The organism is Streptomyces sp. 2114.4, assembly GCF_900187385.1.
GTDB lineage: Bacteria > Actinomycetota > Actinomycetes > Streptomycetales > Streptomycetaceae > Streptomyces > Streptomyces mooreae.
In genome coordinates this window covers 4,504,225-4,516,683 of sequence record NZ_FYEY01000001.1, presented here as the reverse complement: position 1 = coordinate 4,516,683, position 12,459 = coordinate 4,504,225, and the positions used below count along the sequence as shown (strand labels likewise).

General features: G+C 71.1%; 10 protein-coding genes. 7 read left to right on the top strand and 3 right to left on the bottom strand.

All coding sequences use genetic code 11. The annotated features are described in order from the left end of the window. Positions 1 to 230: 230 nt before the first annotated feature. Positions 231 to 1,115 carry a glycerophosphodiester phosphodiesterase family protein gene (locus tag CFW40_RS19810; RefSeq protein WP_088799158.1) on the bottom strand — a complete coding sequence of 295 codons (885 nt, stop codon included), beginning with the start codon at positions 1,113 to 1,115 and terminating at the stop codon, positions 231 to 233. Positions 1,116 to 1,513: 398 nt separating this feature from the next. Between CFW40_RS19810 and CFW40_RS19805 the strand changes: the two genes are divergently transcribed. The 5 genes from CFW40_RS19805 (at position 1,514) to CFW40_RS19785 (ending at position 8,189) form a co-directional block, all read left to right on the top strand. Next, entirely contained in the window at positions 1,514 to 2,032 is a 519-nt protein-coding gene (locus CFW40_RS19805; protein ID WP_088799157.1) for a hypothetical protein, read from the top strand. Between the two features lie 15 nt (positions 2,033 to 2,047). Further along, positions 2,048 to 2,500, top strand: a complete 453-nt coding sequence (locus tag CFW40_RS19800; RefSeq protein WP_088799156.1) for a hypothetical protein — start codon at positions 2,048 to 2,050, stop codon at positions 2,498 to 2,500. 11 nt (positions 2,501 to 2,511) lie between these two features. Then, entirely contained in the window at positions 2,512 to 3,189 is a 678-nt protein-coding gene (gene cseB, locus CFW40_RS19795) for a two-component system response regulator CseB (RefSeq protein ID WP_088799155.1), read from the top strand. A 5-nt stretch (positions 3,190 to 3,194) separates the two neighbouring features. Continuing rightward, positions 3,195 to 4,403, top strand: a complete 1,209-nt coding sequence (locus CFW40_RS19790; RefSeq protein ID WP_088799154.1) for a HAMP domain-containing sensor histidine kinase — start codon at positions 3,195 to 3,197, stop codon at positions 4,401 to 4,403. Between the two features lie 756 nt (positions 4,404 to 5,159). After that, the gene (locus CFW40_RS19785) at positions 5,160 to 8,189 is read left to right on the top strand and encodes a BTAD domain-containing putative transcriptional regulator (RefSeq protein ID WP_176956445.1); all 3,030 of its coding nucleotides are present in this window, start codon (positions 5,160 to 5,162) and stop codon (positions 8,187 to 8,189) included. A gap of 43 nt (positions 8,190 to 8,232) precedes the next feature. On the opposite strand, the gene CFW40_RS19780 is transcribed toward CFW40_RS19785, so the two are convergent. Together CFW40_RS19780 and CFW40_RS19775 are read right to left on the bottom strand one after the other, a co-directional pair. Beyond that, complete coding sequence (locus CFW40_RS19780; RefSeq protein WP_088799152.1) at positions 8,233 to 8,661, bottom strand: hypothetical protein; 429 nt, start codon at positions 8,659 to 8,661, stop codon at positions 8,233 to 8,235. A gap of 47 nt (positions 8,662 to 8,708) precedes the next feature. Continuing rightward, positions 8,709 to 10,199, bottom strand: coding sequence for an amino acid adenylation domain-containing protein (locus CFW40_RS19775; RefSeq protein ID WP_088799151.1), 1,491 nt, complete (start codon positions 10,197 to 10,199; stop codon positions 8,709 to 8,711). Positions 10,200 to 10,404: 205 nt separating this feature from the next. On the opposite strand from CFW40_RS19775, the gene CFW40_RS19770 reads away from it, so the two are divergent. Further along, positions 10,405 to 11,217: an alpha/beta fold hydrolase gene (locus CFW40_RS19770; protein ID WP_176956446.1), complete on the top strand. Its 813-nt coding sequence runs from the start codon at positions 10,405 to 10,407 to the stop codon at positions 11,215 to 11,217. Then, entirely contained in the window at positions 11,214 to 12,443 is a 1,230-nt protein-coding gene (locus tag CFW40_RS19765; RefSeq protein WP_088799149.1) for an MFS transporter, read from the top strand. Before CFW40_RS19770 ends, CFW40_RS19765 begins: the two co-directional genes overlap by 4 nt. Positions 12,444 to 12,459 lie beyond the last annotated feature (16 nt).

The window sequence follows — 12,459 nt, the reverse complement described above, 5'->3', positions numbered from 1 at the left end:
CGTCTTAGTTCTTTTACGGGGAGTGTGGCGGCGTCGAACATCTCAGGCACCTTAGCCTCGCGGCGGGAATCACGTAAATCCCCCTCTGCGGCGGCCACACGCGCCGCAGCCGCCCTCCACAGCTCCTTCACGCACCACGGGCGGCGGCGCGGCCCGGAACACCGCCCGGACGACCGCGAGACCGGGGCCGAGATCCGGACAATGCCCCGTCAATCCCCGCCCCTTGCCCATTATTCAATAACACCTTCGGCCCCTCGGGCCCTCACCGACCGGGCGCTGGTGTTCTTCGCCACGTCCCACACATAGACCTGGAGCCGGCGGCCGTGCGGGCCGCGCAGCCGGTGCACGGCCGCCAGCCAGCGTGAACTGAGCGCGGACGCACGGGGGTTGATCTGATCGGCGAACCGCGCATAGCGCGCCAGTTCGTCCACCCCGGGCGCCCCGAGAATCCCCGTACGGATCTCGGGCGCCACCTCGTGCACGGCCTTGACGCACGGCACGGAGAAGCTCTGGACGACCAGCCGGCTCCGGACATGGGCCCGATCCAGCCACCCCCGTGCCCGCAGTTCGCGGATGACCTGCGCCTCGATTCCGGGATATTTCTCCGGGGCCTTGATCTCCAGCAGAAGGCGCTGCCCGTTGTGGTCCAGACGGCGTAGATAGTCGGCGAGCGTCGGCACCCGCTCCCCGGCGAACCGCCTGCCGAACCAGCTGCCGGCATCGAGCCGCGCGAGCTCGGCGGCCGTGAAGTCCCCCACCCGCCACGGCGCCCGTCCGGGGAACACCTTCGCGGCGTCGGTCGTCCGCCGCAGGGTGGCGTCATGCATCACCACCAGCCGGCCGTCCTTGCTGCGCTGCACATCGTTCTCGACCCATATGAGCCCGCGGCGGTGTGCGGCATCGACAGCGGCGAGGGTGTTCTCGGGGGCGTAACGGGAGGCGCCGCGGTGGGCGATCACCAGCGTGGCCGCGGTGCCGGGGCCGGCCCGTGTGCCGCTGCTCACCGCGACATCCGCGTACTCCTGCGGTCCGGAGGACATCGCGGACGACGACACCGCGGCCGCCACCAGGTAGGCGACCCCGGCGGCGGGGAGCCGCAGCGATCTTCGCAGCATGCGGGAGCCTCCTGGTCCGCTCACCCGCGGACGGCCCCGTCCGCGTCAGGTTTGCCCCCTGAGGCCCTTCCCTCCGTATAACTCCGTCCAGGAATGCGGCTGTCTCCTCAACATGCCCGCATCCCCCGTCGCCCGCCACGCGAGCAGTGCTGCGGCTGCTGGGCACCACCTGTCCCATCGGTCGCCTTTTCCCAGGTCAGTGGGGTTGGGCAGACGGGCGGAGCGGACGGGCGGCGGCCTTTGGGACGGCCCGCCATCCGTGTTGCGGCCCTCCCCACCTGTATGTAGATCACGTAACAACCGCCGATGGACGGCTGTTACACAGCTGACAGTCCACCGAAAAACGTCACTCATAGCTTCATTCGCGCCGACCGATCCAACGAACCGGAGCGAGAGCCATGAAGCGCACCACGAACATGACCCGACGCCACAAGACGGCCCTCGGCGCCGCACTGTCCTGTGTCGCCGTCCTCGGCACCTTCGCCACCGCAGGCGCGGCGACCGCCGCCACCGCCTCGGCTCACACCGCTCACACCGCTCACACCGCTCACACCGCGAGCGTCACCCGCGCCGCCAACACCCCCTACGTCATGAACCACTCCGGCGAGGAGCACGCCGACAAGGGCAAGGCCGAGCGCCGCCCCGAGAACCTGGTGCTCTCCGAGTTCACCGCGGCCGGGGACCTCAACTGGAAGCAGTGGGACGCCAAGAAGGCCGTCGCCACCGGCGAGGTCTCCGGCCTCTGGTGCGGCCAGGCCTGCCTCGACAAGCCGCTGAAGGGCACCCTGACGCTCTCCGACCCCAAGACCGTGAACGGCAAGAAGGTCTTCTCCTCCTTCACCCTGAAGCTGGCCGGGGGCTCGGGTGCGTACGATTCCGAAGACCTCCAGGGCAAGCGTCACCTCGCCACCACCTGACGGGAAAGGCCCCCGATGAACAGGCCCACGGCCACCGGCACCACCGTCAGCGCGCTGGTGCTGGCGGCCGTGGGCCTCACCGGGTGCGGCAACCCCGGAACGCCCCATGTCGAGGGCCCCGCACCCAGTCCCACCCAGGTCCGCGGACCGGTCTATGTCTCCGACACCCTGGGCCATCCGCTGACCCGCCCCACGGGGTTCGCCCTCACCGAGTTCTCCTCGGTCTCCCGGCTCAGCTGGCGCTCGTGGGGAAAGCCGGAAGCCGTCGCCACCGGGCGGTTGACCGGCATGTGGTGCATCCCCCACTGCCCCGCGCACGGATACCGGGCCACCATCGAACTCAGCCGCCTGCAGCGCCAGGAGAACGTCTCCTACTACAGCCGCGCCGTCGTACGGTCCGCCCGTCCCCTCCGTTACGACCAGGCAGACCAGCTGCGCGACGTCCGGCTGCCCGTCCCCGAGCCCTAGGAACGCAAGCGATGACCGATGTGCTGCTCGTGGAGGACGACCCGCTGTTGCGCGAGGCCACCCAACTGTCCCTGGAGCGCTACGGGTACCGGGTGCGCACGGCCGGCGACGGCCACGCCGGGCTGGCGCAGTTCCGGGAGTGTGCGCCCGATGTCGCCCTCCTGGACGTGATGCTGCCCCGCCTCGACGGGGTCAGCGTGGTGCGGCGCATCCGTGAGGTGAGCCGGCTGCCGGTGCTGATGCTGTCCGCCCGCACCGACCCGGTGGACGTCGTCCTCGGCCTCGAAGCCGGCGCCGACGACTACCTCACCAAGCCGTACGACATACCGGTGCTCGTCGCCCGGATACGCGCCGCGCTGCGCCGCACCACGGACTTCTCCGAGCCCGGTCCGCCCGAGGACAGCACACTGCTGCGGTTCGGCGACCTCACGGTGGACACCGCCTCCATGGACATCCACCGGGCCGGCCAACTGCTCGACCTCACCCCCACCGAGCGCAAGCTGATCCTCGAATTCGCGGCCGAACCCGGCGTCGTGCTCTCGCGCACCACACTGCTGGAACGCGTATGGGACTACGCGTGCGGCGGCGACCACCGCGTCGTCGACGTCCATGTGCTCCGGCTGCGCGCCAAGATCGGGCACAGCCGCATCGTCACCGTCCGCGGCTTCGGCTACAAGCTCGCACCCTGACCCTCATGGGACTGCGCACCAAGACCGCCCTGGTCATCGCCGGAACGGCCGCGATCGTCGCCACGCTCATCGGGCTGCTGGTGCACCAGCTCACCGCGGAGGACCAGCGCAAGAACGCGGCCCATGGGCTCGACGCCCGGCTCGTCGAGGCGGTCAGCGCCTACGCCTCGGGGATCGACAGCGGCGCCCTGGTCAACCCACCGGAGCTGCCCGCCGCACTCCGCAAGACCGTCACCGACCGCCCCGTGCGGGCCACCTGCCTCCAGAGCGGGGGCGGCTCCGGGGCTCCGGTGCTGTGGGCCGCCACCCGCAGCGGCCGCGACGTCCTCGCCGTCCGGCGCTCCTACGCCCCGCAGGCCCGTGCCCTTGCCGATCTCGACCGGGTGCTGGTCGGCTCCGGCGCGTCCGTCACCGCGCTCGGCTGTGTGCTGGGCATCGTCGCGGCGGCCGGCACGGGACGGCGTATCACCGCCTCCGCGGACACCGCGCAGCGGATCGCGGACGGCGATCTGACGGACCGGGTCCGGCCGACGGGCAAGGACGAGATCGCCCGGCTCGGCGCCGCCGTCAACACCATGGCCGATGCCCTGAGCGCCCGCCTGGAGGCCGAACGGCAGGTCACCGCCGATATCGCCCATGAGCTGCGCACCCCCGTGGCCGGCCTGGTGACCGCCGTCGGACTCCTGCCGCCCGGCCGCCCGGCCGAGCTGGTCAGCGGGGGCGTGGACACCCTGCGCACCCTGGTGGAGAACGTCCTGGAAGTCGCCCGGCTCGATGTCCCGGGCGTCGAGCAGGCCCAGCACGAGAAGATCCTCCCGAGCACCCTGGCGCACCGGGCCGCCACCCTGGCCGGCGGGGACGTCGAGGTCACCGTGGAGCACGAAGCACCCGTGAGGACCGACCCCCGGCGCGTCGAACGGATCCTCGCCAACCTGATCACCAACGCCCAGGTCCACGGCGCGCCACCCGTGACCATGGAAGTCGACGCCACGGCAATCCGCATACGCGACCACGGCTCCGGCTTCCCCGCCGAACTCCTCGCCCACGGCCCCCAGCGCTTCCGCACCGGCGCCCGCGAACGCGGCGCCGGCATCGGCCTGGGCCTCACCATCGTCACCGGCCAGGCCCGCGTGCTGAACGCCCGGGTGACCTACGAAAACCCCCCGGACGGGGGCGCGCTGGCCACGGTCCATCTCACTCCGCACGGCTCGTGAAGCGCCGGGAGGCCACGGCCCACCCGGGGGCTACGCGTGACGCTCCTCCGCAGGTGTGCGGTGAGTCGGCTCGGTTGCAGGTCACGGCACTCCGCGACCGCGGCCGGCGCCCGGCAACAGCGCTCTTCCGGTACGTCCCCACGATGCCGCCCTGGAAGGTGACGGCACCGAGGCCATCCCCCCGCGGGGCAGCCCTTGCGCCCTGCGCGCAGTTGTACGTATGTGCAATTATGGCCATGCGTTCGGTCCGGCTGGTATTTCCTGACCACACGCGCCGGCCGGCGTGCGCTTGAGTTTGCGTGGATGCGGCATCGCCCGCGCAGGGCTGAACGGGGGCAGACATGGGAAGTTGCAGTTCGGGGCGCGATCAAGCCCCATATCTGGCTACACCGCACCCGGATCCGTCGGCTTCCCCGGGCGGCGCCGCGCGGCACCGTCCGGCATGACGACCTGCCCCCACCCGCGGGGGTACCTGTTCATCCTGCTTGCCCGACGGCGCTTCGACGGGGTTTGTCCAAGGCCGGCCTGAAGGGCTGGGCGGGCGGCCCTTCACGGGCTTCTGATGACCGCCCTGACCTGATGCTCTGGGTCGATCCTGTCTCGACACGGCTTGTCCCGCTCAGCCGGAGAAAAAGCGGGCACCGGGCCACCCATGTGCCATTTATCGGGAAACTCCTGGCAATCATCCGGATCTCAGCTCCGGCCGAGGGCTACGGTGCCGATCCTTGATCGCGATGCATGTACGGGGAGGGGAGAGTGGACGACATAGTTCTTCGGCTGCTGGGGCCGGTTGAGCTGGTCCACGAAGGCCGTTCGCTCGACCTCGGCGGGCCGCGTCAGCGAGTGGTCCTGGCGATGCTGGGACTGAACATCAACCGCACCGCATCCACGGAACAGCTCATCGATGCGGTGTGGGGCGACTCGCCTCCCACCACCGCACGCGGCCAGATCCAGGTGGCCATCTCGACGCTCCGGAAGCAGTTCGCCCGGGCCGGCCGGCCCGGAGCGATCACCACCCGTGCCCCCGGCTACGTGCTCGGCATGGACACGGGCAGCGTGGACAGCCTGGAGTTCGACAGGCTGGTCGCCCGAGCGCGGGAAGACACCCGGGCGGACCGGATCGCGGAGGCGGCGGCCACCCTGCACCAGGCTCTGGAGCTCTGGCGCGGCCCTGCTCTGGACGGCCTGCCCAACGGCCCCTTACAGCACACTGCCGCCCATCTCAATGTCACGCGCCTGACCGTTCTCGAGGAGCGTGTCCGTCTCGACCTCATGCTCGCCAGGCACGAGGAGGTCTGTGCCGAACTGACGGCTCTGATCGGTCAGCATCCCCTTCGGGAACGCCTCTATGAGCTGCTCATTCTGGCGCTGTACCGCTCGGGGCGGCAGGCCGAGGCGCTGGAGGCGTTCCAGCGTGCGCGCAAGGCCCTCGCCGAGGAGCTGGGCATCGAGCCGGGGCCGGAGCTCCGCGACCTGGCGCAGGCGGTTCTGAGGCAGTCTCCGGCACTCGATCTTCCTGCCTCTTCCCCGGACCGGGGCGCCGCCCCTCTCCCCTCAGTCCGGTCCGACGCCCCGGTCGTCCAAGACGGCGGGTTCCGCCTCATTCCACGTCAACTGCCCGCGAGCATCGGCGACTTCACCGGACGGCACAGTGAGCTCGACAAGATCAAGGATCTGCTCGAGCCCTGCTCCCGGACAAAGACCCCGGATTACGCCGTGCCGATCGTGGACATCTCCGGCCCCGGGGGCGTGGGCAAGTCGGCCCTGGCCGTACGCGCCGCCTACGAGGTGAGCAAGCACTTTCCCGACGGTCTCCTCTACGCCGACCTGCACACCGCGTCCGGCGACGGACAGATCGCGGCGCTGCTGGCACGGTTCCTGCGCGCGCTGGAGATTCCGGCCAAGGCCATTCCCGACGATGCCCAGGAACGGGCCGAGATGTATCGCAGCAGGCTGGCGGAGAGCCGTGTGCTGGTGGTCCTGGACGGAGTGACCAGCCCGGAGCAGGTGACACCGCTCCTGCCGGGAAGCGCGACCTGCGCGGTGATCATCACGAGCCGGGCCCGGCTGGCGGGCGTGCCCGGCGTCCGCAGCATCGATCTCACGGTGTTCGACATGGCCAACGCCCTCGAACTGCTGGCCGGCATCATCGGCCGTGAGCGGGTGCAGGCGGAACTCGACACCGCCGTGGAACTGGTGAACCTCTGCGACGCACTGCCCCTGGCGCTGCGGATCGCCGGCGCCCGGCTGGCCTCCCACCCCCACTGGCGGATCGAGTGGCTGGTCCAGCGCCTGCGGGACGAGTGCCGGCGCCTGGACGAGCTGAGCTACCGCGGCCTGGAACTGCGCTCGACCATCAGCCTGACGTACCGGGCGCTTCCGCCGTCGGCGCAGCGGCTGTTCCGACTGTTCTCCCTGGTGCAGGCGCCCGCCTCACCGGCCTGGGTCGCGGCGGCCTTGCTGGACTGCGACTTCGCGTCGGCGGAGGACATCCTTGACCTCCTGGTCGAAGCCCAGGTCATGGACACCGTTCAGTACCCCGGCTCGCCCCGGCCGTGCTACCGCTTCCACGATCTGGTGCGTGCCTACGCGCGCGAGGAACTGTGTGCGGCCGAACCGCCGGAGGAACAGGACGCCGCCCTGGCAAGGGTGCTGGGAGGGTGGCTCTCGCTGGTCGAGGAGGCCCACCGGGAAGAGTACGGCGGGGATTACACCATCATCCACGGCAGCGCGAAGCGCTGGCGGCTGCCCGAGAGCACGGACGTGGAACCCGTACCGCAGCCGATGACCTGGCGCAGCGGCGAGCGGCAGGCGCTGGTGACGGCGGTGCGGCAGGCAGCCGCCGCCGGGATGCACGAGCTGTGCTGGGACCTTGCCCTCTCCGCCGTCACGCTGTTCGAGGCGAAGGGGTACTTCGACGACTGGGAGGAGACCACGCGCCTGGCGCACGAGGCATCGGCGCGGGCCGGTAACCGTATCGGCCAGGCCGCGATGCTCTACTCCCTGGGGACCCTGCACATGTTCCAGACCCGCATGGAGCAGGCGGAGGAGTGCTTCGGCACGGCGCGGCAGCTGTTCGAGGCGGAAGGACACGATCACGGGCGCGCCCTGGTGCTGCGCAACGCCGCCCACCTGGACAGTGTGCGCGGCGACGACACCGCCATGCGCGAGAAGTACGACGAGGCACTGGCGATCACCAGGCTGGTCGGCGACCGGATCGGCGAAGCCCACATCATGCGCAGCCTGGCCGGCTGTTGGCTGGCCTCGGGGAACGTCGAGCGGGCACGCACCCTCCTGGAACAGGCCCTCACCATCTCCCGGGAAGAAAAGTGCCGTCGCGTCCAGGCCCAGGTGCTGCAGCGGTTCGCCGAGCTCCACCTCGCGGTCGAACAGCCGCGACAGGCCCAGGAGGCGCTGCAGGAGGTGCTGCGGATCGTACGGAGCAGCGGGGACCGGATCGGTGAGGCGTATGCGCTGTACGGCCTCGGCGCGGTCCGCCGGCAGGAGAAGCGGCTCGACAGCGCCGCCGACACGCTGGCCCGTGCGCTGATCCTGTCGCGGCAGGTGGGCGAGCGGGTCATCGAGGCCAAGTCGCGCTACGCGCTGGCCGAGATCGCACTGACGCGGGGCGACTACGAGCTGACCGCCACGCATCTTGAGGCGGCACGGGACCTGTTCGCCGAGCTCGGCTCCACGTCCTGGCTGGAACGCACCGAGGACCTGATGGTCGAGGCCGGGTGCCCGAGCGCCGCGCGGAGCGACGGCGCTCAGCCGCATCGCTGCTGAACCGCCCGTGCGGCGGGACACGGGACGTGGCCGGCAAGGCCGGTCAGTGGTGGTGGCCCATGGTGGAGGCCGGCTCGTCCCCGGTCCACACCTCCCCCCTGACCAGCAGTTCGCCCGGCACAGCCCGGCGCACCGCGAGATAGACCTCGTCCCCCGGCACTCCCAGCACGGCCTCCAGCTCGTCGCGCAGCAGCCGCAGAAGGCTGCCCACCGTCTCCCGCGAGTAGGTTTCCTTGCAGGTGACGAAGCCGATCGGGGCACGCGGGCGGGCGGCGGCGCGCTGCCCGGTCGCGGTCGGCAGGGTGGCGCGATTCCATTCGGGGCGGTGCGCCGCATCGGCGTCGAGCCGCTGCCAGGTCACCCAGCAGTGCTGCGAGGGAATGCCCAGCAGCCCGGTGACCGCCTCGGCGATCTGTGCCAGGACGGGAGTGCCGGGGCTCGGGTCGGGGGACAGCAGGGTGATGACGGGCATGGAAGGGTGCCTTTCTCGGCGTGGGATACGGGGGACCGGCGGGGCGCTCAGCCGGTGAGGGTGGCGAGCAGTTCCGACCGGTCGACCTTGCCGTTGGCCGTCACCGGCAGCCGGTGCACGCGCCGTACGACGTCCGGTACCGCGTGCGCGGGCAGCCGCAGGCCCAGGGCACGGCGCAGCAGCACCGGGTCGTCGGCGGCCTCGCCGGAGGAGGTGTAGAACAGCGCGAGGCGGTCGTAGTTGCCCAGTTGGCCGGGCACGGGGACGGCCACACAGTGCGTGATCCCGGGCAGCCGGGCCGCGTGGGCCTCGATCTCCTCCGGCTCGATGCGATAGCCGCGGATCTTGACCTGACGGTCGGTGCGCCCGGTGAAGTGGAAGACGCCGTCGGCGTCCCTCAGGCCCTGGTCGCCGGTCCGGTAGAGGCGGGTGCCGCCCGGCCCGCTCTCGTGAAAGCGGGCGACCGTCAGGGCCGGGTCGCCGAGGTAGCCGTGTGCCAGGCCGGCGCCGCTGACGCACAGCTCGCCCACGGCTCCGGGCGGGCACTCCCGCCCGTTCTCGTCCAGGACGTGCACTGCGGTACCGGGTACCGGGCGGCCGATGGGGACGCCGCGCTCCGCCCGGCAGTCCTGTGCGGTGACGGGGTGCACGGTGGCGAACACGCAACTCTCCACCGGGCCGTAGCCGTTGACCAGCCGCACGCCGGGGTGGGCGGCGAGGAACCGGTCCACGTGCGCGGTCGACAGCCGCTCCCCGCCGATGTGGAGGCTCCGAAGGCCCTGGAAGCAGTCCAGGTCGATCTCGGTGAACAGGTTGAACAGGGAGGCGGTGAGCCAGGCGTTGTCGACCGCGCAGGCAGCGATCAGGTGTCGCAGGGTGTCCGGGAGGAGGTAGTCCTCCGCGGCGGTGACACAGGTACCGCCGGTGGTGAGCATCCCCCACAGCTCCAGGGAGAAGGCGTCCCAGGCCGACGGTGCCGCCTGCAGCATGACGGAGCCGGGGCCGAAGGCGAGGGGCCCGTCCGCGGTGAACAGGCGTGTGGTGGCCGCGTGCGGGGACACCACGCCTTTCGGTGTGCCGCTGGTGCCGGACGTGAAGAAGACCGTGGCGGGAGCGTCGGACGGCCCGTCGTACGCGCGGAACGCACCCGCGCCGCCCAGGTCGGCGAAGTCGCCCGGGGGCCGCCACACGGGCCACCCGGACAGGTCGTCGAGGTCGGTCACCAGCACGGGGCCGCCCAGCTGCCGGAGCACGGCGTCGATCCGTTCCCGCGGCCACCTGGGGTCGAGGGCGGCATACCCGGCACCGCACTTGAGGACCGCGAGCAGCGCGACGTACAACCGGGCCGAGCGCGGCAGCAGGACGGGGACCAGCGTGTCCGGCGCCGCGCCGGCCGCCGCCAGCCGGGCCGCCCAGGCGTCCGCCGCCGCGTCGAGGGTGGCGTAGTCGAGCCGTATGGTGCCGTCCACCACCGCCGGTGCTTCCGGCTCCGTCCTGGCCCGGTGCGCGACGGCCTGGTGGATGAGTCCGGCTCCCATGGAAATCCCTCCCGTTCTCCCGGCGGAATGAAGACCGGGCCGACCGGAATTCCGGCCACCCACCACAGATATTCGATCCCCTTCACTCCCGTTGTCACGTACCCGAATCCGGGGACAGTGACCGGCATTGACCTTTCCCACGGCCGGACTGGAATCTGGTGAGGCCGGGCAGCCACCTCGGCTTTCCTCAAGGGGGTTGATGTCCATGAGCTTTGCCGGACCGGAAGACCGCATTCTGCCCGCGCCGGCCCTGTCGGGACACGACAGCGGCGTCGAACTGCTGGACTACGACGCCGTTCCCGGGCTCTCCCGGGCCGGCGGAGCCCCGGGCGACATGCTCCTGCTGCACGGATTCGGCGGCGACAAAAGCCAGCTGCGGCCCGTCGGCGACGCCCTGTGCCCGGCCGGTTCGGTAGCCGTCCACCCCTCGCTGCGTTCCCACGGCGACAGCCACAAGCCGGACTGGGGCTACTCGGTACTCGACTTCTCCGCCGACCTCCATCGCATCGCCGACATCCTGCCGGACGAGGTGCACCTGGTCGGCTACTCGTACGGCGGGCTGGTGGCGGCCGTCTCCGCGGTCACCTGGGGCGCGTCCCGGGTACGCAGCCTGGTGGTGATCGACCAGTCCTTCGACGCGCACCCCGCGCTGCACGTGGCCGACGAGTGGGCCGAGGGCAGCCTGCTGCGCTGGACCTACGACTTCGGGCACCTGCCGGACCTGCTGGAACGGCTCGGTATCCCGGTGCTGGTGCTGGCCGGCACCGACAGTGGCAACATCCTGGCCGGTGAACGCGAGCGCCTTTCCGGCCGGAGCGGCGGAATGCTCCGGCTGGAAACCATCCGGGGATCGCATGCCGACTGCTACCACAATACGGAAGAGATCGCGTCCGTGATGCGCGCATTCTATCGGGACCACTTCGCCGGGCTTTCCGGCCCTCCCGGTCTTTCCGGTCCTCCCGGGCTTTCCGGAAACGGAAGCGGCAACGGAAACGGCGAGAAGGAAAAATCCGCATGAAGTCCCGGCTCATCGAAGACGGCCCCGGCCGCACCCTCATTCTCGGAACACTCGTCAATTCCCTGGGAAACGGCGCCTTCCTGACCTGTTCCGCCCTTTACTTCACCCGGATCGTGGGCTTCAGCCCGTCCCGGCTCGGCCTCGGCCTGACCATCGCCGGCATCGCGGGCCTGTTCGCGGGCGTCCCCTTCGGCCACCTCGCCGACCGCAGGGGCCCGCGCGGCACCGCGGCGGCGCTCCTCGCCCTCGCGGGTCTCGCCACCAGCGCCTATCTGACGACCTCCGCCTTCCCCGTGTTCGTCGTGATCGCCTTCCTGTACGCCCTGTTCGAGCGCGGTGCCCACGCGGCCCGGCAGGCGCTGATCCCGGCCGTACTGAACGCCGACAACCTCGTCCGCGTCCGCGCCAAGATCCGCGTCGTCACCAATGTGGGCGTCTCGGCCGGTGCCGGGCTGGGCGGTCTGGCCCTGCTGTGGGACACCGGCACGGCGTACCGGCTCACCTTTCTTCTCAACGCGGTGAGCTTCCTGGGCTGCGGCCTGCTGTTCCTGCGGCTGCCCGCCGTACCGCCCGCACCCCGGCGCGCACCGGGTGAGCCGCGGCTTGCGGTGCTGCGCGACACCCCGTACGCACTGCTCGCCGTGCTGAACATGGTGATGCTGCTGCACATCCCGATCCTCGAAGTGATCCTCCCGCTGTGGATCGCGCTCCACACCGGCGCACCGCCCGCGCTCACCGCCGTACTGCTGCTCCTCAACACCCTCGCCGTCGTCGGCCTGCAGGTCCCCCTCACCAAGAAGATCGAGGGACTGCGCTCCGCCGTCCGCGCTTTCCGCATCGCCGGAGTGGCCCTGCTCGGGTGCTGTGCGGCCTTCGCCCTGTCGGCCGGGCGTGGCCCGGTGGCGGCGACGGCGGCGCTGGCGGTGGCCGCGGCGCTCCATGTGTACGGCGAAATGGTCCAGTCGGCCGGCTCCTGGGTGATCGGCTACGAACTCGCCCCGGCGGACAAACAGGGCCAGTACCAGGGCCTGTTCAACACCGGGATCGCGGCCGTCCAGATGTTCGGCCCGGTCTCGCTGACCCTGCTCCTCATCGACTGGGGCACGCCCGGCTGGATGGTCCTGGGCGCGGTGTTCCTGGCCGGCGGGCTGGCGATGGCACCGGCGGTGCGCTGGGCCGAGGGCCGCCTGGCCGGGGCCCGTTCAGCCGCCGCGACCGCCGTCTGAACGGCCCGTGCCGCCC